The 24,002-nt window shown below is 42.8% G+C and carries 21 protein-coding genes; 10 read left to right on the top strand and 11 right to left on the bottom strand.

The window, feature by feature from the left end; translation table 11 throughout:
- Position 1: 1 nt before the first annotated feature.
- The 10 genes from L2740_RS18855 to L2740_RS18810 form a co-directional block, all read right to left on the bottom strand.
- Complete coding sequence (locus L2740_RS18855) at positions 2-940, bottom strand: hypothetical protein (protein ID WP_248951595.1); 939 nt, start codon at positions 938-940, stop codon at positions 2-4.
- Positions 937-2,319, bottom strand: a complete 1,383-nt coding sequence (locus L2740_RS18850) for a DUF3131 domain-containing protein (RefSeq protein ID WP_248951594.1) — start codon at positions 2,317-2,319, stop codon at positions 937-939. The genes L2740_RS18855 and L2740_RS18850 overlap by 4 nt, the downstream gene beginning before the upstream one ends.
- 8 nt (positions 2,320-2,327) lie before the next feature.
- Positions 2,328-3,722 (bottom strand): DUF3131 domain-containing protein, encoded by a 1,395-nt coding sequence (locus L2740_RS18845; protein ID WP_248951593.1) that lies wholly within the window; start codon positions 3,720-3,722, stop codon positions 2,328-2,330.
- Between the two features lie 10 nt (positions 3,723-3,732).
- Positions 3,733-5,058, bottom strand: a complete 1,326-nt coding sequence (locus L2740_RS18840; protein WP_248951592.1) for a DUF3131 domain-containing protein — start codon at positions 5,056-5,058, stop codon at positions 3,733-3,735.
- Complete coding sequence (locus tag L2740_RS18835; protein WP_248951591.1) at positions 5,045-6,901, bottom strand: glycosyltransferase family 2 protein; 1,857 nt, start codon at positions 6,899-6,901, stop codon at positions 5,045-5,047. Before L2740_RS18835 ends, L2740_RS18840 begins: the two co-directional genes overlap by 14 nt.
- Before the next feature lie 70 nt (positions 6,902-6,971).
- Positions 6,972-7,415, bottom strand: coding sequence for an ATP-binding protein (locus L2740_RS18830; RefSeq protein WP_248951590.1), 444 nt, complete (start codon positions 7,413-7,415; stop codon positions 6,972-6,974).
- A gap of 10 nt (positions 7,416-7,425) precedes the next feature.
- Positions 7,426-8,619 carry a nucleotidyltransferase family protein gene (locus L2740_RS18825; RefSeq protein ID WP_248951589.1) on the bottom strand — a complete coding sequence of 398 codons (1,194 nt, stop codon included), beginning with the start codon at positions 8,617-8,619 and terminating at the stop codon, positions 7,426-7,428.
- A 16-nt stretch (positions 8,620-8,635) separates the two neighbouring features.
- A complete protein-coding gene (locus tag L2740_RS18820) occupies positions 8,636-8,968 on the bottom strand; it encodes an STAS domain-containing protein (protein ID WP_248471488.1) in 333 nt (110 codons plus the stop codon).
- A gap of 13 nt (positions 8,969-8,981) precedes the next feature.
- The gene (locus L2740_RS18815; protein ID WP_248951588.1) at positions 8,982-10,184 is read right to left on the bottom strand and encodes a PP2C family protein-serine/threonine phosphatase; all 1,203 of its coding nucleotides are present in this window, start codon (positions 10,182-10,184) and stop codon (positions 8,982-8,984) included.
- A 217-nt stretch (positions 10,185-10,401) separates the two neighbouring features.
- Entirely contained in the window at positions 10,402-10,797 is a 396-nt protein-coding gene (locus tag L2740_RS18810) for a nitrous oxide-stimulated promoter family protein (RefSeq protein ID WP_248951587.1), read from the bottom strand.
- A 533-nt stretch (positions 10,798-11,330) separates the two neighbouring features.
- On the opposite strand from L2740_RS18810, the gene L2740_RS18805 reads away from it, so the two are divergent.
- The 9 genes from L2740_RS18805 to L2740_RS18765 all read left to right on the top strand — a co-directional run bounded on the left by L2740_RS18805 (position 11,331) and on the right by L2740_RS18765 (position 22,116).
- Entirely contained in the window at positions 11,331-13,979 is a 2,649-nt protein-coding gene (locus tag L2740_RS18805; protein ID WP_420833546.1) for a TonB-dependent receptor, read from the top strand.
- Between the two features lie 113 nt (positions 13,980-14,092).
- Positions 14,093-16,102 carry an EAL domain-containing protein gene (locus L2740_RS18800; protein WP_248951586.1) on the top strand — a complete coding sequence of 670 codons (2,010 nt, stop codon included), beginning with the start codon at positions 14,093-14,095 and terminating at the stop codon, positions 16,100-16,102.
- Positions 16,103-16,296: 194 nt separating this feature from the next.
- Positions 16,297-17,358, top strand: a complete 1,062-nt coding sequence (locus tag L2740_RS18795) for a hypothetical protein (protein WP_248951585.1) — start codon at positions 16,297-16,299, stop codon at positions 17,356-17,358.
- 133 nt (positions 17,359-17,491) lie between these two features.
- A complete protein-coding gene (locus L2740_RS18790; protein ID WP_248951584.1) occupies positions 17,492-17,785 on the top strand; it encodes a hypothetical protein in 294 nt (97 codons plus the stop codon).
- 77 nt (positions 17,786-17,862) lie between these two features.
- Positions 17,863-19,356, top strand: coding sequence for a protein adenylyltransferase SelO (locus tag L2740_RS18785; RefSeq protein WP_248951583.1), 1,494 nt, complete (start codon positions 17,863-17,865; stop codon positions 19,354-19,356).
- Between the two features lie 41 nt (positions 19,357-19,397).
- Positions 19,398-19,694, top strand: coding sequence for a DUF3630 family protein (locus L2740_RS18780; RefSeq protein ID WP_248471481.1), 297 nt, complete (start codon positions 19,398-19,400; stop codon positions 19,692-19,694).
- A 51-nt stretch (positions 19,695-19,745) separates the two neighbouring features.
- The gene (locus L2740_RS18775; RefSeq protein WP_248951582.1) at positions 19,746-20,771 is read left to right on the top strand and encodes a serine/threonine protein kinase; all 1,026 of its coding nucleotides are present in this window, start codon (positions 19,746-19,748) and stop codon (positions 20,769-20,771) included.
- A gap of 130 nt (positions 20,772-20,901) precedes the next feature.
- Positions 20,902-21,513: a thiol:disulfide interchange protein DsbA/DsbL gene (locus L2740_RS18770; protein ID WP_248951581.1), complete on the top strand. Its 612-nt coding sequence runs from the start codon at positions 20,902-20,904 to the stop codon at positions 21,511-21,513.
- Between the two features lie 390 nt (positions 21,514-21,903).
- Positions 21,904-22,116 (top strand): DUF1107 domain-containing protein, encoded by a 213-nt coding sequence (locus tag L2740_RS18765; protein WP_028767420.1) that lies wholly within the window; start codon positions 21,904-21,906, stop codon positions 22,114-22,116.
- Between the two features lie 14 nt (positions 22,117-22,130).
- On the opposite strand, the gene zapB is transcribed toward L2740_RS18765, so the two are convergent.
- Entirely contained in the window at positions 22,131-22,334 is a 204-nt protein-coding gene (zapB, locus tag L2740_RS18760; RefSeq protein WP_248471477.1) for a cell division protein ZapB, read from the bottom strand.
- A 180-nt stretch (positions 22,335-22,514) separates the two neighbouring features.
- Between zapB and L2740_RS18755 the strand changes: the two genes are divergently transcribed.
- Positions 22,515-23,996, top strand: a complete 1,482-nt coding sequence (locus L2740_RS18755) for a Na+/H+ antiporter NhaC family protein (RefSeq protein WP_248951580.1) — start codon at positions 22,515-22,517, stop codon at positions 23,994-23,996.
- Positions 23,997-24,002: the final 6 nt, after the last annotated feature.

The following is a 24,002-nucleotide window of genomic DNA, read 5'->3' as shown; positions in this document are numbered from 1 at the left end:
ATTAGTTCCGGTTATCCTCAAGGGGCTTCTCTTGCTGTTCAGTTTTCGCTGGCAGTGATTCTGGCTGAGATGGAACTGGCTCGATTTGACGCTTTTGTTTCGCTTTGACCTGATGGTTTTGTGTTGGTAACAGGTTACCTTTAGCCATTGGGCTCTGTTGCGCGGCAGCAGATATCGCAGTCGCAGATGAGTTGACTTGTTCAGTTTGCTGTTGCGGTAAACTTGATTGCTCAACAGTTTCTTTTAGTGTGTCTTCTGCTAGAACTGGCGCAATGGTAAAAGCGGGTGTCTGCGATACATTGGTTTGGATCCCTGATAGCTTTTTCTCACCACTGTTTTGCGTATTTTGCTGGGTTTGTTCTGCCGAATAGGGATTAGCAACTACCGTCGTCATATCGCTATTTTGCTGCGGACGATTGAGTCCAAGTCGCGGAGAAGTAAATTCAAATACGGCTAATTTGTCATCCCATACTTGTAATACGTTAAGCTCCAGATCCAGTGACGCATCTATACCAGCATTGATGTCATTAACTTGCATCACGACTGACAGTTGGGTATTAGCTGTTTCAAAACGTTGATGTAATTGCTGTTGTAACTGTGACCAATTTGTTCCACCTGTGAGTAAGTAGCGCGTACTATCAGCCCAGTATTGATAGGCAATAGGATCTTGGGCTTTATCGGCGGCGATGGCCGCTAATGAGGCGGCGAGGCCCGCACCTTGCCACATTTGCTGTGGAGATAGGTTTTGTGAGTTACTCATAAACTGAATACTGAGCTGATGCCAATGTGTAGCAGCTTGATCGTAGGCGCCTTTTTTAACGAGGTAATTGCCCTTACTAAAGGGTTTTAGAGAAAGGGGCTGTGGTTGGGCATAGGCTGCTAGGCTAATGAGAAGGCCAAGGCTCACTAGCGTAATTGCCCAGCGATAACGTTTACTCATTTGAAGGTCTCCGTTAGGCATTTTCCTGGATGATTAAAGCGCGAGTTAAAGCGAACGTCGCGATATTGCTTGTCACTATTGGGTTGGTACAACTTACCGACCTGCTTATAGAGCAAAGCTTCTAGAACACCAGCATTGGTCTTTAAGGTAATGCTCTTTTCATAGGCGCTTGAGCGTTCATAACGGCCCTCATACCAGCCGCGCTGAGGGTGATACATCTCTTGCACTAAGGTAAGTAGCTTGTCGGTGTAGTCGGTTTTCCAAAGTGCCCACATTTGAAACGCGACTCGGGTTGAAACTAATGCCAACTGATCATGGCTACTGCCATCTTCAGCTACCGTTATCCAAGGAGTACCAAGTGCGTAAATTGCATCGTAAACAAAGTAAGGCTCACCCGAGACAACGTGCTCACCTCTGGCGGTATAAATACGTTCTTGTTGCCAGCGGCTTTGCTGCACTAAATAAATAGAGTCGGCCATTGCGGCTAAGCCATCATTGCTATGGGAAGCATCGGATGAACTGAGATCATCAATATCGTCCCAATTAAATTCCAATCCCAGCCACAGGTAGGGGGTACTAAAAACGGGCCTTAGCACATCGGTAAAGCGCGGATCTCTGCCATCAAAGAGTAGGTCAATGCCATTGATTGTAATTACTTCATAGGGCTCGAGGCTTATATTTCTATGGGGAATTATCCCCCAATCTAAATAGCCATAAGATGCATACTCTTCTATGCCCAATCGTCCCTCTTTATATGGATGAACTTGGCCCCCGGAAATATTACCGCCGTATAGCTCGCCTTGTTCAGAAACAAGACTACAAAAATTCCACCTCAGTACGCCTTTATCTATATATTCAGCAAATTGGGGGTTATTTTGTTTGGTTATCGCTAGCGAAATAAGTAAGCGACCAATATCGATGGCTGACCAGCCAAGTTCTGCACTTTGATTGGCATAATCGACCATGCCTCTATTGCTGGTGGAATAAACTTTATTGGGCACACCTTGGCGAGTGAGCGGCATATCTGCCAAAAAATCGATCACCATAGTGAGCCGCTCATCGTGTTCTCGTGATGAAATCAGCTCGAACTGTTTAGCGGCTTGCAGTGCAATTAAATAGTCTGCCAATGAAGTCATATCCATAGTTGGATAATTATCAATAGAATTAACGAGTCCAGTGGCGAGTTGGGTGTTATTACTGAAATAACGCCATGCAGTATTGGCCCACACAAGCTCTTGTTCGTTGAGCTCGCCATGGCGGCCTTGGCGAAGCAGTTGTGACTGATTCACCCCAGAAACGCCTGACTGCACCCCTTGATAAATAAGACCACAGCCTTGTAGGCAAACAACGATTAGCGCTAGTGCAGCATATCTCTGCATAGAAGGCCTTATTGCGATGCTAACTGTTTAGGTAAGCATTGGCTTTGATATTCAAAAGGATTATTGAGCGCTTTATCCCAAAGGCTTGGCGCAGTTTTATCTTGATATTGCAGCAGTTTGCCTTGTTTTTTGTATAGCAAGATCTCTAATAAAATACCGTTGTTGTTTGAGGTAAAAGTATTGATTAAGCCTGTGCCATTTTCATAAATACCTTCGTAAAAGCCTTTCTCTCGGTCGTAAACATTGCTCACATGCTCAAACAGCAAATCGGTATACTCAGTGTCCCATAATACCCACATACCCATGGCACCTTTAATCGCTACCGCAGCATATTGGGGTAGGAACTCTCCGGCCTCTGAAATGGTATTCCAAGCAAACCCATCGGTATAAATAGTATCGTAAACAAAGTAGGGCGCGCCTGCCAATTGATGCTCAGTACGAGCGGTAATAATGCCTGTCTCGTGATAACGCTTCTCTTGTACTCGATAGATTTGCAGCGCAAAGTCAGCGACCCATTCGTGACTATAATCATCGTCGTGGGCAGATCTATCACTCGTAACGTCCCAACCAAGTTCAATACCGTCTAAAACATAACTCTCTGTTACTACATAACTATGGGCTTTGAGTTTGCGGGGGTCTCGTGTGTCGTAAGGGATATCATAGCCGTACATGTTGATTGTTGCGTAAGGCTCAGGCATCAATGCTTGATCGGCATTAAAACCCCACAGCTCAAACCCTTTGGCTGCATATTCTTCATAGCCTAAGCGGCCTTCTTGTAAGTACTGAACTGGCTTGCCTGGTTCTAGAAGTGCGCCAAACATGGTGCCGTTTTCATCAACAACATTGCAAAAGTTCCAGCGCAAAACTGCTGAGTCGATAGCACTGGCATATTGCGGAAAACGATGCTTAATGATGTGTAGCCAGATAAGTAGTCTTCCTAGATCTAAAGCTGAATAGCCAATTTCACCTGGCTGGTTAGCGTAATCTACTTTTGCAGCGTTTTGTGTGTTGTAGGCTTTATTGGGTAACTCGCCCATAAACAAGTCAATGGTGTTGAGAGTGGTAATAAATTTGGTAAAGCGGCGATCAAACTCTTCGCGCTTAATGATGCCAAACTCTAATGCGCTCACCATGCCTGCTAAGTAAGATGATGCATCCCACCAGGTAACCGACGGATAGTTATTTACCGCATTAACCAGCCCGGTGGATTCTTGATAGTTATTTTCAAAGTACTTCCAGGCAATGATTGCCATTTCTAGTTCTTTTTCGGTGAGATCTCCAGAGCGTGGCTCTGGTGTATCCCAGTGGCTGTGTCGTTTGACAATGTCATTTGAAAAGCCTTGATAGCTATTGCCGCAAGCTGTCAGGGCACATGTTAAGCATAATAGTGGTACTAAGCGCATACAGTCCCCTTTATTGTTGAGCATCAACACCAATATTGAGTAAAGAACCACTCTGGATATAGGCGAGTGACTCTAAAACAATGCCATTGGTGTTTGCGGTAAGCGTTTTATTTATTTCGCCATTGCTTTCATATAGGCCTGAATACCAACCTTCGGAGTCGGAGTTAAGCTGGTTGACACCGTTGATTAATTTGGTTGCATATGGGGTGTCGTATAGCGAGTACCAGCCAAAGGCTGCTTTGGTTGACAGGGTTTTGTAAGCAGAGGCGTCTTCGCCCGTATCAGTAATTGAGTTCCACTTTTTGCCATCTGAAAACACTGTGTTGTAAACAAAGTAAGGCGCTTGGTCGATATGATCCTCGCTTACGGCTGTAAGGATGCCTTCTTGTTGAAAGCGCGCTTCTTGCGCTTTATAAACACGATAGGCAAATACCTTAGAGATACTGTCGCCGCCAAATTCTATGCTGTCGAGAATATAAGATTCACTCACAACATAGTTATGAGCGTGATACTTGGCTGGATCGCGGCTATCGGTCGGAATGTCTACGCCGTTAATGTTGATAAGTTTTAAGTAGTCAGCATATTTAAGGGCGTTAAATACATCGCGCCCCATTAAGCTTAATGCTTTAGAAGCATATTCTTCATAGCCAATTCGCCCCTCTTGTACTAGCTCAATTGTATTGCTGACTGAGAGCCTCGAGCCATACATGTATCCATCTATGGTCATGGCGGTAATTTGCCAATGCTCTAATACCGCATTTACTTGGCGATTAAATTGCGGGTACTGCCAGATTAAAATATTCATCGGCACCAATATTCGGCCAATATCAATGGCCGACCAGCCGATGCCGCCTTCTACAGGGGTATTGTCGTAATCAACCATGGCCAATGTTTGAGTGTTGTAGGCTTTGTTGGGAAGTTCGTCTCTTACTAATGGCAGGCGCGCGAGTGAATTAAGGGCTTTTTCGGTTTTAAGGCTAAATTCTTCAAAGCCTATAACATTGAGCCTATGGGCTGAAATCAAGGCCATTAAATATGAAGCCGTATCCCACATGGTTGTAGATGGGTAACCGTCTACAGAATTGACTAAGCCGGTGTTGTCTTGATAGTTATTTTCAAAATACTGCCATGCAATATTGGCCCATTGATATTCTTCATCGGTTAATACCCGACTTTCTCGGAAAGGAATTGGCTCGCTTGGAGTAAACGACAGGTTACCCAACACTTGATTGTATTCACGAGTTTCAATCGTAAATGCAATGACTAAAGCGGTAAAAAGGCCTGCTAAAAAAACAATGTGGTGGCGCGCTTTAACCCATGAGCTAGTCGATTCCATAATTTAACTCCTCTACGTTTACTTGGCTGGGTTCATTGGACGCTGGTGGCGACCAGCAAGCTGCGGCGATCATTCCCCACATCGCCATCATGTTATTGAGGGCCCAAAAACTATTTAAAATTAAGCCGCCGAGGGAGTAGTTACCAAATAGTTGAGCGCTATAGGCATACCAGGCAAACCCCATGCTGGCTGCACTTAATGCTAGAACAGCAATCTGTGGGATCACTAAGTGTAAAAATCGTCCCTGTTGTCGATTTTTCGGTGTGGTGGGAAAGCTGATCTTCTTGCCGCGTAATACCGTCCATAGGGCTTTTAAATTAACTGGGAAAAAGGATAAAAAGTTAGTTTTACCTTGATACCCCGCAACGCCCCATGTTCCGACCATCATTGCCAGTTCGGCAGTGATCACAAAGGGTAAAAAGTGCAAATAGAAGGTAGTGTCGTAAGCGCTAACAGGCGCGATGCTTGTGAGAAAGTAAACAATGGGGCAGGCGAGGAAAATGATATTCCAGATAGCTGATAAGTTAGACCAGAAGCTTGCTCCATACATAAACTTTTGTTTGAGACTCATGCCTTTTTTGAACAAAGGGTTATCGTTCATAAAGATATCAATCGAGCCACCAGAGTATTTAAAGCGTTGCACGGTCCAGCTTTGTAAGTCTTGCGGCGACAGCATTTTGCTTTCTATCTGCGGATGCTGGATAGAACGCCATTGACGTTCAGTATCGCCATGTAGAATTAGTGAGGTATAAATATCTTCTGAGACATGGAATTTGTAGGGGGTAAATTCAGTATCGAAGATGATCTCTTGGCGTAGATTACTGGAGATACTGCTATCGACTTGTTTTTCTTTAGTCAGTTTTCGAATTTGCTTTTCTACCGCGTCATGCTCTTGGCTAATTTGCTGACTATAGCTACGCAGCGCAGCCTCCATAACTGCTTCTCGGCGGTGAATCGAGCCAGCACCGCAGCAAAACGATGCATTTGCCCAATTACGCCTACGCTGAATAACGTCGTAAAACATTTGTGGGTCATTGGCGAATGGGTCTTTGCCTAGTGTGACTGGGCCATAGAGTTTTTCAAAAGCACTGCCGAGCCAGCCAAATGGCGTACCGAGGCGACGTTTGAGCCATAAAGGCAAACGTTCTCCTGCAGGGAGATCAAAAAACCACTGAGGGGTTTGTACCCATGCAACATCGGGATCTTTAAAATAACCTAAGGTGTTAGCTAGCATGGTAGGGAAGGGACGGGTATCAGCGTCGCAAATGACAATGAAATCACCATAGGTTTGCTCAAGCGCATTTCTCAAATTACCCGCTTTATAGCCAATATTGCTGTCTCGAGTAATGTACTCAACCTTGAGATCGGCAGCTAACAGTGCCATTTCGGGTCTTCTTCCGTCATCGAGAATGAAGATCCGCATTTCAATGTCGTGTGGGTAGGTTATTTTGAGGGCATCTTTAATGCTCAAAGCAACAAGCTCAGGCTCTTCATCATAAGTGGGAAATAGAATATCGACACTTATAGGCCGGTCATCCATTGGCTCTTTAATACATTGATTGATTGAGCTTGGCGGACTTTGTTGTGGCTCGTCTTTGGTTTTCCAAAGATTAAAAGTAAATAACATTGTACCGATAAATGCACATGATTCTGCAAAGGCTAGTGGCAGTGAAAACCACATAGCGTCATAGTTTAAGGCAAAGCCCCAGCGCCAAATGAGATACCACAGCCCGAGGCAGATATTGCAGGTTGCTAGGTATTGATAAAGCAATTCTCTCGGTAAGCTATATGGTGTTGCTTGTGGAGGTTTGCGCTTTTCAAACTCATTAAAGTAAAAATCCATTTAGCTATTCTCCGTATGCGTACTGTTAGCCTAACCATCAGCTAACAGGGCTAAAGGCATCAATCCAGCTCTAACCTGCTTCTTTTAAGAGTTTGAATGTGTTGCGTTTATCTGTTGATGTGTACTCTATGGTGTCTGTTAACTCTTGTACGATCTTCAAGCCTCTACTGCTTTGCAGCCAAGTTGTTGGATCATCTGCTACTGGTTCAACAAAGTCTGCTGTAGGTAAGTCCTCAAGAATATGTTTAGGCATGGCGTTGCCATAGTCAGAGATCTCGATGGTGAGTTGTTGTTTGTCATTGAGATGCGAGCTTATGTCGAATAGTGGCCCCTCTGTGTTGCCATAAGCATGCTCAAAGACGTTATTAACAATTTCAACAAGGCAAAGCTCCATTTGGCCAATGATGCTGAGATCTATATTGAGTTGTTGCCAAAAAGGCACTATGTCATCAGCCACAAGGCGTGAGGCTTCTAAACTGCTGATATATTGTTTGTGAAACGTCCTTGTATTCACTGATAAATTCCTATTTTACTTGCTGCAAAATTGCCGAAGTTCCAGTTGACTTTAGCGGTCGATTTTCCGCGTCTTCGCTATTTGATTTTGCGAGTAATGGCCTAGAGACATTACGGTTTTTAAGAATATGTACGTATTGGCATTCGGTTAACTTTTGGGTGTAGCCATCATGGCCTAATAGGTAATCGCCAAACATAGTTTTATTAACGATATAGGCGTCATTCGCTAGATGAATGTAGTCGCAAATAAGTGTATTACTGACAAGGCTTTTACTTTCAACCACACAATTAGCACCGATTACAGCTGGGCCGATAATCGTGGCACCGTCTTGAACTTCAGAACCACTGTGGATCAGAACTGGAGGGGTGATTTTGCACTTGGTGATGTCTACGCAAGTATTTATGCCTACCCATATTCCCGGTGACACTTGAGTTCCTGGAATGGGGTAACCTTTGACTTTGCCATTGAGTATGTCGCTGGTGACTTGCCATACATCTTTTACTTTACCGACATCGAGCCACTGAAAATCCATTTTTATCGCGTAGAAGTTAGCCTGCCTCTCTACGAGTAACGGAAATAAGTCGCTACCGATATCAAATTCAATATTCTTGGGGATAAAGTCGAAAATTGCGGGTTCAAAGATATAAATCCCAGTATTGATGTTATTAGATAGTGCTTCTTCTGCAGCAGGCTTTTCTTGAAAGCTGGTAACCTGATTAAATTTGTCAGTAACCACCACTCCGTATTTACTGACTTCTGATGGGTCGACTTCGCGGGTAATAATGGTGGCGAGTCCACCATGTTTTTTATGGTGTTCAATGGCTTGTTTTAGATCTAGATCTATCCAAGCATCACCACACACCACCACAAAAGTTTCGTCAAAAAAACCGGAAAAATCTTGGACTTTTCTCATACCACCTGCGCTTCCTAGGGCCTGGCTAACAAATTTTCCATTAACCTCTTTGGCTTCATAAGAATAGGAAAGCTGCACATTGAAATGGTGGCCATCACCAAAGTAGTTTTCAATAACCTCAGCTAAGTGACTAGTGTTGATAACAATTTTATCAATACTATGCTTAGCAAATAGTTCAATCATTGATTCCATTACAGGCTTGCCTAGGATTGGAATCATAGGTTTTGGCATCGCATCAGAGATAGGTTTTATTCGTGTGCCTTTTCCTGCGGCGAGGATCATCCCTTTCATTACATTTACCTCTGTACTAAGCGGTTGCAGCGACTGCTGCTTCAATTGTTGGGTGACTGAGAATTAACTTATCCATACGGGTTAGTTTGAGGAGATCGACAATAGGTTTTTGTGGATTAACTATACTGATCTTAGTGTTGCGCAGCATTTTATAGGCTCCCATCACGGCACCAAGACCACTGCTATCCATAAAGCGCACGCCACCCAAGTCGAGGACTAAATGGTCGCGTATATTGCCTTTGATACTTTCAAGCTCTTCGCGAAAAGAGGGGGCAAGTTTGGCGTCAAATCGAGCTTCATTGACCTGAATGACTGTATATTGGCCTTTCTCAATTATTTCGAATTGCATAATATTTCCTCTTTTAATTACCTTTCCATTCAAAGGTTAACAAGCTGATGTCGTCGTCAAATTGTTCAATGCCACACCAGTTTTTTACAATATTGACTATGGTTTCGGTTTGCGCATTTGCAGGCTTATGAGCTAACTCTTGTACTAGTTGTTTAAGGCCGACCTCTGAGTATTGTTGTTTATTGGCTGATTCGGCTTCAGTTATGCCATCTGAATATAGAAATAGGCGATCGCCGTGATTAAGTTGCACCTGCTCTGTTTTGTAACTGGCAAAATCAAACATGCCAGCGACAAAGCTGTCTTGTTCAATAAACTGCGAGGATTGCTTGTTGGTTTGCAACCAAATCATCGGAGGATGACCGGCACTGGCGTAGCTTAAGGTGCCGTTGCGGATATTTAACACCGCGTAGACCATGGTGAAATATAGGTTGTTATTGTCTTGGCTTAGATAACTTTGATTGAGGCGAGAAAGTACCTCGCTAGGATCTCTCAGTATATAAAACGGGTCGGTATCTTTCTTTCGTTTTACATTGGAATGGGTACCTGAATTAGCGCTAATACTTTGCTGGATGGCAAAAGACATTAATGCAGAGGCTACTCCATGCCCTGCAACATCAAATAAGTAAACTGCGACATGCTCTTCATCGAGTTGCATGCAACCTAGCATGTCACCGCCAATTTGCGCGCTGGGTACATGGGTATAATGTAGTTCGACTCCGGGAAAGGTGGTTTGGCTAGGTAACATGCGCTGAATTAGCGCGTTGGCCGAGTCTAAGTCTTGATGAATGGTGGCGTAAGCGCGGTCTAACTCGATATTTTTAGCAACCAGTTGATTGTGTAATTCTAAGGTTCTAAACCCTGCCTTTAACCTAGCATCGAGCTCATTGATATTGGTTTCTTTGGCAACAAAGTCATCGGCGCCAGCATTAATTCCCTCAACGATAGAGTCATCATCATCGCGGCCGGACAATAAGACAAAGAAAATATAGCGGCCATAATCGGGGGATTTTAAATGGAAGCAAAGTTCGATACCGTTTAGCTCAGGCATCATCCAGTCGCTCAACACAAGTTGAATAGAAGGGTGCTTTTCTAGTTGAGCGAGCGCCTCAACACCGTTGAGTGCTGTGACTACTTGGTAACCTCGTGAAGACAGTTTGTTAGTCATCAATAGTTGCATGACTTTGTTATCTTCAACGAGCAGGATTTCTTTGCTCAAACTACCAGCCTCCGTGCCGTAAACCGCAACTGAGCTAAATTAGCCTCAGTTTGGAATAAGTCCTTTTACTTTTCAAAAGTCTAGTAGTGAATTCTATATACGACAAGGACAGGGTTGGAACTGGATTGAAAAAATTATAAATCTAGAATAAAAGCCTTATGTAACAAGGCTTTTTCGGCTGTGAATTTACTTACGACAACGAAGGCAAGTTTAGATATTAATCTTGATTCGAAATGCTAATTCGCTGATGGCGATTAGAGTGTGCTTTAGGTGGTTTTCCTTGCGCAGGTTTACGTTCCGACATCAAGTGACGTATAGCCATTATTGGATGTGGTAGCAGCATTCTAGGGCCTGCAAAAATCATAATTTCGCGTGCTTTAGCTTTCATATGTGGCTTATAACAATGCACTGGACATTTATTGCAGGTTGGCTTTTCTTGACCGTAAGGGCAACGATCTAAGCGGGTGTGAGCATATTCGATAAAGTCATCGCACTCGACGCATGGATGAGCGGATGCATCCTTATGGTGAGCTTTGCAATAGATTTTCACCATAGCGGAAATTGTTTCGAATTCGCGAAGAAGCTTGCCACTGAGAAGCTGTTCAAATGCCATGGGATACCTTAGTGCCTTACTGGGGTATTCATATAATAAAAGGCTTAGTATGAGCTGACAAAATTTAAGCGTTAAACTTTGAAGATGTGCACAAAATATTGGTTTAACTTTAGCAAATGCAGGTTTGGTCTAAGTGCTTAAATTGCAGTAAATCAATATTTTGTTGCTGATGATAAAATTACCGCTTGTCAGAATGATCCGCACTGGCTTAAAATCCGCCGCCCTGCTTTGAGCTGATAAATTGCCGGTGGCAAATTAGCGTAAATAAATATTGAGCCAAGGATACTTTTTACTCGTTTAAATCATCCAGCTTTCCATTGCTCAAGGTTATGATTTTCACATTGAAAATTAAGTTTCTAGGTCTGTAATTTTTTATTAGTAATACCGTTAACTTCCAATGCACCTTCCTTAAGTCGCTGGTAAGTCCAAGAAAACCCAATTTACTTAATTCAGGGAATAACAGCTGTTATTCCTATGGGCCACGTTGTGCTGAATTAAGATCTAAAGCCGATAGATGTGACACCATAAGTAAAATGAATATTGACATTAAAAATGCGTTTTTATTGGTATGTAAAGCAGCAAAACAATTTGCGCTTAAACCTAACGTGTTGAAGATTAAGCTGGTAATTTTGTGCTCAATGTTGCCAATACGCTTAGCTACAGCAACCGAGTCTACTAGTTACGTTGCTAACCCAGCGATGGAAATAATAGAAGTGCGTGGCATTCAAGCTTCAATGAAGGCCTCTATAAATAGTAAAAGATTTGCTGATGCTGTTGTCGATGTGGTGACTGCAGAGGATATTGGTAAGTTTCCAGATAGTGATGTAGGTGAGTCTTTGGCGCGAGTACCGGGTGTCGCGGTAAATCGTCAGTTTGGTCAAGGGCAGCAAGTCTCTATTCGCGGAGCATCAAATCAACTGACTAGTACCTTATTAAATGGTCATTCGGTTGCTTCAACGGGGTGGTTTGATCAACAAACCACTGACCGTAGCTTTAACTACACTTTGCTGCCACCTGAAATGATAGGCGAAATTGAGGTTTATAAATCTTCTCAAGCGGACATCGCTGAAGGTGGTGTGGGTGGTACCGTTATTATTAATACCCGCAAACCATTAGAGTTGGCAGCCAATTCAATTTTCTTCAGTAGCAAGCAAGATTACGGTTCAGTATCTGAAGAGCTGGACCCAGAGTTTTCAGGTTTATATAGCTGGAAAAATAACGCTGAAAGCCTAGGTGTTTTGTTGGCAGTAACCGACGCTAAAACCCAATATCAGCGCAATGGAATCGAGTCGCAAATTGGTTGGGGTGATATTGTACCAACAACCTTTGAACAGCAAAGAGAGCATACCGCCATCAATGCCGTTTTGCAGTATCGCCCGACAGAAAGTGTAGAGTTTGGCTTGAACATCATGCAATTGGATATGCAAGCTAACAATGCAAATACCTCATTATTTTTGATATTTGCTGATGATAAAGAAGCAGCATGTGAAAAAAGAAATACAGCTGGCACTTGTATTTTTTATCGTCGCGATGCCTATGATAGCAGTCCTGCTTGGGGGCAAACTTGGGTACGTGAAGCCAGTATGGACTCTAATACCTATGATTTAGATTTTACCTATGAAACTGATTATTACACCCTTGAGGGCTTAGTGGGGAACACTCAGTCTGAAGGTGGCACTAATACCACGGCAAACTATGGATTTTGGTTAGGGCTGCCCGGTGACTTTGCAGGGACTTATGATGCCACTGGAGATATGATTAATATTGATATTGCGAATAAGGTATTTCGTGCAGAAGATTTTAATGGACCATTAGCCCCAGAAGCTTGGTCGCTAAGAAAGCAACCAAACTCAGATGACGAAACCTATGCAAAATTTGATTTAACAGTGCCGGTTGAGTTGGGATTATTTACAACGATTAAAGCGGGAGCTAGTTGGGCAGAACACGAGGTAAAACAAGAGTCTTTTGAAGGCATAGTAAAGCCGAATCTTATTGCAAAAAACGCTTCGGCTTATTATGCAGGAACGGTTTCTTCTGGTGGTGGATTTACCCTACCTAAGCCTATGCTTGACGCAATGCTCAATGACGCTAAGGCAGCAATTAGCCATTTTCACAGCACCGGTCAGGTTTATAAATCGGGCTACGGTACTATAAGTGAGCAAAATTTGGCGATATACCTAATGGCGAACTTCGAGTCAGAGCGCCTCAGAGGTAATGTTGGCCTACGTTATATCTCGACAGATGTGTCATCTGACTATTATCAGCTTAAAGCAGATGGTACTTATGCCGATGACCTAAGTACTCAAAGCTCAAGTTATAGTGATTTTTTACCCAGTATCAATATTGCTTATGATGTGTCGAATAATGTGATTGTGCGTGCGGCAGCATCACAAGTGATGTCACGGCCTAATTATGACGATATGTTTGCTTCATCAGCATTGTCAGGTTTTGGTGACAATATCATTGATAATGAAGTGGTTGATAAAGGTAATATCGCATTAAAGCCATTTAAAGCCACCCAAGCTGAGTTGGGGCTAGAGTGGTACTTTAATTCTCTTAGCTTAGTTTCCGCGACATATTTTATTAAAGATATCAGCTCGTTTATTACATCCGAACAGCTGTTAGATCAGAGTGTAGGTATTGTTGATCCTGATTCTGGCAAGGATAGCTGGACAGTCTCGACTAAAAAAAATGGCTCTGGTGGTTCTATACAGGGTGTTGAGTTGCAGTTGCAAACGGGTTTTGAAAATGGATTTGGCTACACGGCAAATTATACGTTTGCAGATTCAACAGCACCTGCACATTATTATCCAGATCAAATAGGCGTATTTTCAGATTCATCGAGGCACACGGTTAACTTAGTGGGTTATTACCAAGATGATGACTTTACCGCGCGTCTTGCTTATAACTGGCGCAGTGCTTATATGATCCGAGAGTTACCAGGCTATTACGGTAATCGTGAGCATCAAGCCTACGGCAGCGTTGATTTTAGTAGTAGCTTCAATATTACTGATTATCTAGCGATTACTTTTGAAGTGGTAAATCTACTCGCGGCCGACAGTATTCAACTTGGTGTTGCTAGTGATGAAGCCGAGGTAAAACCTGAATTTAAAAATAATTATCCGGTGTTTAGTGCTGAAGGTGAAGCGCGTTATAAGTTAGGTTTAGCAATTCGGTTTTAATTGTTAGCTAGGTTCATTTTGCACAAATAGTCTAATGCCGTCATTATCGGTTTTAGGCATAGTGAGCAGTCAATATCACTCAATTTTTTTGGGTTAGCCCAAGGTTTTAATGCATGATTTTAAGCAATATTTTAGCGAGAGTTTCAAATTGGAGTAAGGACTCCAAACTCTATTTATCAGACTTAGCGGCAATTGCTTTATTGCTGCTGCCTATCACGTTAGCGAACTCGCTAGCTATGTTGCTTGGTCACGGCTTTAGTGCGCTTGAGATTGATTATGTCTCGGAGCTGCTGTTTTATGTCTCCAATATATTAATTAACCTGTATCCAACCACATTTTGTATTATTGCCAGTTATTATCTGTCGCAAAAAACTAACGCATCGAGTGCGATTTTTATTATTTATGGTTTGGTGATGTTTTATATCTTGTCGATAGGGCATCTCGATTTTTCGACCAGCTATACCTTGCCAAATAACCCGTTATTAGCATTGTTAAGTGCACTCGCGACTTATCTATATTTTCTCTATTTCCCTATTCGTTTGCTGGATCCAAATTCATTCGATTTCGCCTCTAGATTGATGAAATATATCGTGCATATTTTTTGTTTTTCTATTTTGGCATTACTGCTGTCTCAATTGGTTTTGCATATAGGTAGCTACCTAAAAGAGGGGATAACCTCGATAGGGCTAGATCCGCTAACGTTTACTGGCGGCCTGTTGTACCAAACATTTCTTGGTATATTGGGAGCAGTGGGTATCAATGGCCACAACATGCTGTTTGCGGTTAAGCAGCAAATCTATGCCGACACACTGACTAATCTGGATGCATGGAAAGCGGGTGAAGCCTCGGTCAATATTATTAGCCAAGGTTTTTATGACGCATTTTTGTCGATGGGCGGCTCAGGCAACTGCATTAGTTTATTATTGTGTGTACTGCTCTTTAGCCAAAAATATAACCATAAAATGCTCGCTGTAGTGGCGATCCCTATGGTGATGTTCAATATTAACGAAGTGCTACTTTTTGGCCTGCCCATTCTGTTTAATCCAATCATGATTGTGCCATTTATATTGGTGCCATTGGTCAGCTTCGTGATTGTTTATGCTTGTATCGCTTTAGGCATAGTGTCGCCAATTGTGAGTATTGTTAATTGGTTAACGCCGCCCATATTTAGCGGTTATTTTGCAATGGGTGAACAACTCGACGGGGCCATACTGCAAATTGTGGTTATTGCGATAGGTATCTTTATCTATAGACCTTTTTATTTAGCTTATGTGGGTAAGCATCTGGTTTCGGTTGACCCTAATACTAAATATGCCGCTGCTGAAGGCTCAATATTTAATAATGTACTGCGTAGTGTACGAGACTCTACTAACAATAGTATTACCCAGTCATCAGCACAAAAACGGGTTGCTAAGATTTTACGTCAAGGCAAGCTGGTAATGTTTTATCAAAAGATTCAGTCAGTGCAGGAACCGTCGCAATATAACTATGAAGCACTAGTGCGGTATATTGATGAGAGCGGTAAATTATGTCCGCCAGTATTTATTGAAGATTTCCAACTACTAAAAGCAATGCCTCTGCTAGATAAGTTAGTGTTAGAGCTAGTGCTTGCTGACATTAAAACACTGGCGTTAGCAAATGGTTCACGGGTCGCCATTAATGTCTCCGTTGCCTCGATAGAACAAGTTGATTTTGTTAATCACTTACTCGGACGCCTCGAGCATTACGGCGTTTCTCCTGCAAAGATTGAGATCGAAATTACTGAAGAGGCAATGTTAAGTGACAAGGTTTACTTAACGCGAGTCATGCAGGAATTACAGGCAAAGAATATAACAATTTCAATGGATGACTTTGGCTCTGGTTATGCATCGTTTCCGCATCTGCTGCAATACCCATTTAATAAGATAAAAATAGATAGGTCATTGCTGCTGGATGCAACATCAGAGAAAGGCCGAGAGATTTATAAATTAGTGGCCAAGCTAGGGGCGATTGCTAACTGTAAAGTGGTCGCAGAAGGTGTGGAAAACTTGCAAGAATATGAATTTGTCGCAAATAGCGGCGTAGATTTAGTACAGGGTTACTATATTGCCAAACCTATGCCTGTTGAGAACTTGCTCAATTAATTTGAGCAGCGATTAAGTTATTTATCTTTTTAAAACATTCAAAAAAACGAATATTTTTGATACCCGATTGAAAAAGAGATATAAATACCAGATATTTAGAAAAACAATGCATTAGATATAATGTATTGATTTCGCTTATCCGCACTTGAGTCAGTCTATGCAGCGGATGTTTTTATGGCCAAACCAGGTGGAAGATGATGACAGAAGCAACCATTATATTACTGATTGTAATAGGTGTTTACCTCTATACGCGCACTCAGAAAGCAGCAAAATCTGAAAAGGAACAGGCAGCTAAACAAGCAGAGCCAGTTCAAGAAGCTGCAGAATCTGCAATGAAGGATGTGACACCTGATGCTGCTGAAGTGTCGACACCCACTGTTGAAGGCGTAACTTTTGAGTCTAAGCAGGATTCTGAGTCTAAGTCGGATTCTGAAGTTAAATTAGATTCTGAGCCAGAACCGGATAAAGCTATGGAAACTGAAGTCCAAGCAAAGGTTAGGGCTGAAGTTCAGGCAGAGCCTATCACTAAAGATAAGCAAGTTTCAGAAGTTGCACAAGCTGAAGAAGCGGTTGAGACTCTGTCAGTGGTTGAGACTCAGTCTGGATCAGTTGCTGAAGTCGTCGATAAAGCCGAGGTTAAAACTGAGGCTAAAGTTGAGACCGCTGCAAAGGTAGAACCGGCAGTAGAAATTGAGCCAGAACCTATCGCTGAGAAAACAGTCGAGCCGCTAGTTGAAAAAGCCGTAGAAGCTCCTGTTGAGCAAGCAATAGAAGCTGCAGTAAGCGCCGAGCCTGAATCGTCAGCTAGTGTTGAGGTTGAGCCAGCAGTAAGCACTGGGTCACAAACACAAGCGGATCTATCTTGGGCTAATCCGAAATTAACCAAATCAATTAGCGAGCTTGACGTTGCAACTGATGCACCTGCTGAGCATCTTGCTATTTCAGCGGCTATTGCAGAATGTTACAAACAGCGTAAGCAGGCTGAATATGTGCAATATGGCGCAGGTTTGTCGCAACCATACCTAGAAGTGTTTGCTGCGTTTGTTAAAGGCGTTAAAGCTGAAAACCCTGATGCGGAAGTGAAAGGTACTGCAATGATGCATCTATCAACGTTACTGAATGATAATGGTGAATTTGATAGTGCAATTTCAATCTGTAAAACAGCGATTGAATATGGCTTAGCTGATGGCACAGTAACCGGTTTTGAGGGGCGTATTACTCGCATTGAAAAGGCGAAAGCTAAAGCGAGTAAATAACGCTAGCTCGTAAAGCTCTCCCATTACTAATCAAGCAGTGTAGAATAACTGCAAGGGTTAGCAAAAAAGCGAACTCCAGAGAAAGATCCGGGGCTCGCTTTTTTTTCGCGTTAAATTTAATAGGACAAGTAATATGAACTTTAAAACGCTTTGGTTAGCTGGCGCAGTGGCATTAGTCGCTACCGCTTGCACTCAGTCGCCAGAATGGACTTTGCTTTACTACCCAGAGGGGCAAGTTAAGCCAAGCGTGGCCGATTCATCAGAGTTTATTACTGGTTATTACGAAACGATTGAGCAATGCCATGCCAAAGGTAAAGGTTTGATCCGCTTAAACGGTGATGCAGATGATAGTTATTTATGTGGCTACCAGTGTGAAGCGAATGAAAAGTCTTTGAGCTGTAAAAATGTGGTCACAGTACAAGAATAACCAAGTGAAATTCACTAAGGATATCTCCCTGAGGTAGTTGGCATTAGTCGCAAAATAGATACTAGGATTGGTAAAGCATGCAGTTAAAACAGGATTTTTTTGAGCAACTATCAGGATTTTATTCTCAGGTGTTTCCCCTAGGAATAAGTAACCCCCACTGGCTCGCTTGGAGTCAAGATGCGGCCAATTTAATTGCGATTGAAAAACCTAGCGATGCGTTACTCCAAGGGTTATCTGGTAACGCCCAAATAGCCGATGCTAGCTATTATGCCCAAGTTTATAGTGGTCATCAGTTTGGTGGTTATTCGCCGCAATTAGGCGATGGCCGTTCAATTATCCTTGGGGAGGCTATTGGACCACAAGGCGCTTGGGATGTTGCCTTAAAAGGCGGTGGACCAACTCCGTATTCACGACACGGTGACGGCCGGGCGGTTATGCGCTCAGCAGTACGTGAGTTTTTAATATCTGAAGCCTTACACCAATTGCATGTGCCTACAACTCGAGCGCTTGCGGTTATTGGCTCTGACTTACCAGTTTGGCGTGAAACCCAAGAAACTGCAGCTATAACTGTGCGTCTAGCAAAAAGTCATATTCGATTTGGTCACTTTGAGTTTTTTTGCCATAGCGAGCGTGGCGCGCCAGACAAGCTAAAGCAGCTAGTTAACTTTACGATTAAACAGCATTACCCAGATCTCAGCTGTGACGCTGCAGGCTATAAAGCTTGGTTTACTCAGGTGGTTCGCGATACGGCTAAAATGATAGCTCATTGGCAGGCGATTGGTTTTGCGCATGGCGTTATGAATACCGATAATATGTCGATACTCGGTGACTCATTCGATTTTGGTCCTTTCGCGTTTTTAGATACTTTCAAAGAAGATTTTATTTGTAACCATTCAGACCCCGAAGGTCGTTATGCGTTTTCGCAGCAGCCGGGGATCGGGCTATGGAACCTGCAGCGTTTAGCGCAAGCATTAGCTCCTATTATTGCATCAGATGATCTTATCGCGGCGCTTAATCAATACCAAGTTGAGTTGGTGCAGCAGTATTTACGCTTAATGCGAGCAAAGCTAGGTATGGCTGTGTCTCCTGCTAAAGCCACAAGCCCAGAAGCAGAGTCCAACAAGGGACTTACTGATACCGAGCTTGATAATAGCGATCTAGAATTGATCGGCGGTTTTACCATGCTGATGGAGGGTAATCATTTAGATTATACCAATAGCTTACGCAGCTTTGGTCAGCTCGATCCTCATACTAAACATAGCTCATTACGAGATGACTTTATTGATGTCAATGGCTTCGATAATTGGTTTGAGGCTTATCAAAAAAGACTGGGTCATATCCATGATGTTGAGCAGTGGCAAGGCCAGCGTAATAGCGTCAACCCTAAATATATTTTGCGTAATTATCTTGCTCAGGAGGCCATTGTTGCTGTTGAAGAGGGTAATTTAACTCCGCTACATGAGTTGCAGCAAGTGTTGCAAAAGCCATTTGATGAGCAGCCAGAGTTTGATGATTTTGCTAAACGGCCACCAGATTGGGGCCAAGGCTTAATTATGTCTTGTAGCAGCTAGCACTGCTTTATCGGTAAAAATATAATAATAAGAGTAAACTAATGAAGTTAACGTCCATCAAATTAGATCGTGAAACCTTAAGTTTATCGGTGCAGTCTGACATCGATTTTGAGCAGTTTGAACTATTCGCAGAGCCTTTTGCTAAGGCGCTAGACTGCCGAGTGGTTGAAAGGCAATGGGGCGCAGATCGTCATCAATGGCTGCTTGAGTTTGAAGGTTCACACCTACAGTTAAATTATGAGTTTTATGGTGACATCTGTTGGTTATCTACCGACAGAGAAGATGAATTTGAAGTTTTGGTATATTTGGCTGAATTAATGAAGCCTTATCAGCTTTAAGTCGATTTTAGATGCAAATGGCAGGTGTCATTTGCTTATGAGTAAATTGCTATGAATATAACCCCACCGTCATCATCAGCAGAGCAATCGAGCTCGGCTTTTCATTATCAGGCATTAACGCCTGATTTAATTTTAACGGCTATAGAAACATTGGGGATTTATCCTGAAACCGGACTGTTGGCGTTAAACAGCTATGAGAATAGGGTTTACCAATTCCGTTGTGACCGCGGCCAACGCTATGTGGTGAAGTTCTATCGCCCGGAGCGATGGAGTGACGCGCAAATTCAAGAGGAACATGATTTCTCTGCCGCTCTTGCTGAGCAAGAGGTACCGATTGCGACACCTGTGATTATCGATGGTAAGTCTTTACATGAATATCAAGGGTTTAGATTTGCGCTGTTCCCATCTATTGGTGGCAGAGCCTTTGAAGTCGACAATCTTGATCAACTAGAGCAAGTGGGGCGTTTTATTGGTCGTATCCATCAATATTCAAAACAGGCTGAGTTTCGCTATCGCGACGTGATGTCGCCTAAGTTGCTTGGTGAAGAGTCATTGCAGTGGCTTAAAGGCTCTGGGCATATTCCTGCCAGTTTAGAGCTACCTTATTTCACTGTGGTTGAGCAAATCTTAGAAAAAGCATCAACGCTGTGGCTGCCTGATAACTACAGCTCTATCCGTTTACATGGTGATTTGCATCCAAGTAATATTTTATGGACGCCAGACGGCCCAGGTTTTGTGGATCTTGATGACGCCAAAATGGGGCCCGCTGTACAAGATATTTGGATGATGCTTGCTGGTGATAGACCGCAGCAGCTGTTGCAGTTGGAAGTGCTACTTGAAGGCTATGAAGAGTTTTGTGAGTTTGATAGCCGTGAGCTAAAGCTTATAGAACCTTTAAGGGCCATGCGTATGCTGCATTATAACGCTTGGCTGAGTCGTCGTTGGGGCGATCCTGCGTTTCCAATGAACTTCCCATGGTTTGCGGAGGATAAATACTGGGAGCAGCAGATCTTAGCTTTTAAAGAGCAATTAGCCGCATTGGATGAAATGCCTTTGAGTTTGACGCCGCAATATTGATTTTAAAAGGCTTATGCCACGTACTTTGTAACAGAAAAATGAACTTTTGCGCTTGAGGTCGACTCAAAAGCACATTATGTTATGTCGAAATTACTAGCGTGATGCAATATTTGCATCGAGGGGAAGTTAAATGAAAAAAGCTCTATTAGTTGCATTTGCACTATTGATGGCGCCTATGGCTGCAATGGCAGCTCAGTTTGAAGAAGGTGTGCATTACACAGTTATTAATGAAGGCCCAGGTACGGCGAAGCCAGAGATTGCTGAGTTTTTCTCTTTCTATTGCCCACACTGTTACACATTCGCGAAGGAGCAGGTGCCAAAAATTAAAGCAACTATTCCTGAAGGGGTAACTTTTAAGCAAAATCACGTTGATTTTATTGGTCGTGAAATGGGCGTAGAAATGTCACGTGCATTTGCTATTGCTCACCAGCTAAAAATTGAAGAGAAGATGGAGCATGCACTATTTTCTGCTATTCAAGATAAGAAGCAGCGTTTCACTAGCCTTGAAGACATTAAAGGTCTTTTCATTGTTAATGGTGTAGACCCTAAAGCATTCGATGCAGCGGCTAAATCATTTATGGTGAATGCGCAGATGTCTAAAATGAAGCGCGACACTGAAAACGCTAAAATTTCAGGCGTTCCAGCACTCGTTGTAAACGGTAAATACCGTGTTGAAACTGGCGCGATAAAGTCTTACCAAGAACTGCTGGATATCGCTTATTACTTAGCCACGCAAAAGTAAGCAGCTCAAAGTCATAATCGATTGAATCTAAGAGGAGCCTAAGGGCTCCTTTTTTGTGTCTATAGCATTTATAAGCATGGCTGGTCTTGGTGTCTTTTCTAAAGCGGCTTACTGATTGCGAAGCAACAGCTATAGAGATAGCAGTTTAATTGTTAATCTAAGTAACAACTGCCAAGTAATAACGCGTCAAAAAAATGGTTTAGTGTCAGTTCGAAATAAGTGTATATATTCTAATTGTGCTATACATATGATTGCCAAAAGGAATTTATTTTCGATAACATTCTGATTCAAAAATTTACAATTAAATGCTCAAATAAATGAAACTCTCATGGTAAAACACCTGTCCAACTTAAAAATTAATAACAACAAACAAAGTTGTCGGGAGGTCTTGTGAGAGTTTTTCCTGTCTATGCACCTAAATTGATTGTAAAGCACGCGCGCATATTCTTGACTGGGGTGATCTGGGTGAAGGATTTAGGGCGATTAGAATTTGATAAAGGTAGGTTTTTACTGCCAAGAAAAAGCCTGCCTAAGGTTAAGCAGGCTATTTTAGAACTCAATGAGTTGATTGAGTCTCAGAATAACGAGATGCAAACTGCATAACGTTTGAAATTTTATTAGTTTACTTCGTCGTTGAGTAGACCAACTAAGCCAGTCACTTTCTCGTTCCACGAGTTCAGTTCTTGCTGTAGCTGTTGGTTCTGCTCTGACAGACCTGTATTTGCCTGCTTCTCTTCCTCAAGCTCCATTTTTAGTAGCTCAATAGTTTCTAATGCAGCTTGGATTTTTGTTTCCAATTTCGATAAAAGTTCTAGGCTCATGAGGAGTCCCTTTAATAGCGAGATGATAGCTCCGATTCTAGCAGTGACGGGCTATTGCTGAATAGTTAATTATGCTAAATGCACAAAAAAGAGACGATAAAATGGGTGTAAAAGGTTTTTTTTTGCACTTGTTAGTAAGTCGTTAGTATTCTTCTATTTATTTCTCATTGGATCTTGGCGATGAACGACAGTTTGCTGATACTTGTTCCCCTGCTGTTAACCCTGAGTTTAGCGCTAATAATTCGTAAAACCTTAGTCGCATTAGGTGTCGGGATCGTCTCTGGCGCACTGATCTTAACCCAATTTCATTTGACTGAAGCGGCGGTTTATCTTGGCGATAAAGCTTGGCTGCAATTTTATCGTGATGGACAATGGCAAGCATGGCATTTGAACGTGTTAGCTGCAATGTTGCTATTGGGCATGATGACGCAACTGCTTGCGCGTGGAGGCGCAGTAAAACTATTTGCTGATTGGCTATATCACCGCATTAAAAGCGGCCGCCAAGCACGCATTGGTGTTGTGGTGCTTGGTTGGGTGGTTTTTATTGATGGCATTTTTAGTTGCTTAGCAGTGGGCCATGTTTGTCAGCCTCTAAGTCAGCGATACAATATGTCGCGTGAACAAATAGCCTACTTGGTTGATTCCAATGCATCGCCTTTATGTGCTTTGTTGCCTTTTTCAAGTTGGGGGCCATACGTAATGGCGATTTTGGCGAGTATTACTCTGTTACCTTTAACGCCGTTAGAGTCATTTATTGAGATTGCTAAAACTAATTTTTATGCCATTACCGTTATCTTACTATCGTTTTTAATTGCTTGGTTTGGCGTCGGCTTTAATGCAGCGGCAACTATAAATTCAAGTAACGTCGATGAAGTTGATGCTGGCAGTCCATGGTTATTGGGGCTGCCAATGATGACCTTGTTAATTGCATCCGTAGGCTTAACTTTATATTCCGGCGCGCAAAACGCTCAAGGCTCAAGCCTTAGTGATTGGATTACTTCAGCAGATATAGGCGCAGCCATGCGTAATGCTTGTTTGTTAGCGACGTCGTTAGCTGTCGTGCTGTTAAAGCTAAATGGCCGTAGCTTAAGTTTGTTATTGGGCGATTTAGCCTCTGGCGCACGCGCTATGAGTTTTGCGATTTCAATTTTGCTTTGCACTTGGTTGATAGGAGCTGTGATTGCCGATTTAGGCGTAGCAAAAATGCTAGCAAGTTGGGCTGAGCAGTTTTTGTCGAAAGAGATGTTAGTTGCAGGCACCTTTTTACTGTGCGCGATTATGGCGTTTACAACCGGCTCAAGCTGGGGAACATTCGCGATTATGATCCCTATTGGCGCTGAGGTGGCGCTTGCTGTTAATCCAGAGTTATTGCTAGCAAGTCTAAGCGCTGTGATGGCCGGATCAGTATTTGGCGATCATTGCTCACCGATCTCAGATACGAGTGTGATTAGCGCAACAAGCTCCGGTTGTCAGCCTCACGATCATGTTATCACTCAATTACCTTTTGCGATTATTGCTGCGATAAGTTCATTGCTAGGGTTTCAGCTGCTCAATATTGGGGTTACCACTTCTTGGGCTTGGTTAATTGTGATGGTTACTGCTGTTTCTATGCTGGCGCTTTATCATAAACGCTCACGCAAGTTAGACCTTGTAACCCAATAGCTCGTT

This window comes from Shewanella pneumatophori (assembly GCF_023283895.1).
Taxonomy (GTDB): Bacteria; Pseudomonadota; Gammaproteobacteria; order Enterobacterales; family Shewanellaceae; genus Shewanella; species Shewanella pneumatophori.
This window is presented reverse-complemented; position numbering and strand designations above follow the sequence as displayed.

Coding starts and splice junctions, on each gene's coding strand:
- L2740_RS18855 (WP_248951595.1), bottom strand. CDS start 940: ATGAGTAAACGTTATCGCTGGGCAATTACGCTAGTGAGCCTTGGCCTT.
- L2740_RS18850 (WP_248951594.1), bottom strand. CDS start 2,319: ATGCAGAGATATGCTGCACTAGCGCTAATCGTTGTTTGCCTACAAGGC.
- L2740_RS18845 (WP_248951593.1), bottom strand. CDS start 3,722: ATGCGCTTAGTACCACTATTATGCTTAACATGTGCCCTGACAGCTTGC.
- L2740_RS18840 (WP_248951592.1), bottom strand. CDS start 5,058: ATGGAATCGACTAGCTCATGGGTTAAAGCGCGCCACCACATTGTTTTT.
- L2740_RS18835 (WP_248951591.1), bottom strand. CDS start 6,901: ATGGATTTTTACTTTAATGAGTTTGAAAAGCGCAAACCTCCACAAGCA.
- L2740_RS18825 (WP_248951589.1), bottom strand. CDS start 8,619: ATGAAAGGGATGATCCTCGCCGCAGGAAAAGGCACACGAATAAAACCT.
- L2740_RS18820 (WP_248471488.1), bottom strand. CDS start 8,968: ATGCAATTCGAAATAATTGAGAAAGGCCAATATACAGTCATTCAGGTC.
- L2740_RS18810 (WP_248951587.1), bottom strand. CDS start 10,797: ATGGCATTTGAACAGCTTCTCAGTGGCAAGCTTCTTCGCGAATTCGAA.
- L2740_RS18805 (WP_420833546.1), top strand. CDS start 11,331: ATGAATATTGACATTAAAAATGCGTTTTTATTGGTATGTAAAGCAGCA.
- L2740_RS18800 (WP_248951586.1), top strand. CDS start 14,093: ATGATTTTAAGCAATATTTTAGCGAGAGTTTCAAATTGGAGTAAGGAC.
- L2740_RS18795 (WP_248951585.1), top strand. CDS start 16,297: ATGATGACAGAAGCAACCATTATATTACTGATTGTAATAGGTGTTTAC.
- L2740_RS18790 (WP_248951584.1), top strand. CDS start 17,492: ATGAACTTTAAAACGCTTTGGTTAGCTGGCGCAGTGGCATTAGTCGCT.
- L2740_RS18785 (WP_248951583.1), top strand. CDS start 17,863: ATGCAGTTAAAACAGGATTTTTTTGAGCAACTATCAGGATTTTATTCT.
- L2740_RS18780 (WP_248471481.1), top strand. CDS start 19,398: ATGAAGTTAACGTCCATCAAATTAGATCGTGAAACCTTAAGTTTATCG.
- L2740_RS18775 (WP_248951582.1), top strand. CDS start 19,746: ATGAATATAACCCCACCGTCATCATCAGCAGAGCAATCGAGCTCGGCT.
- L2740_RS18770 (WP_248951581.1), top strand. CDS start 20,902: ATGAAAAAAGCTCTATTAGTTGCATTTGCACTATTGATGGCGCCTATG.
- zapB (WP_248471477.1), bottom strand. CDS start 22,334: ATGAGCCTAGAACTTTTATCGAAATTGGAAACAAAAATCCAAGCTGCA.
- L2740_RS18755 (WP_248951580.1), top strand. CDS start 22,515: ATGAACGACAGTTTGCTGATACTTGTTCCCCTGCTGTTAACCCTGAGT.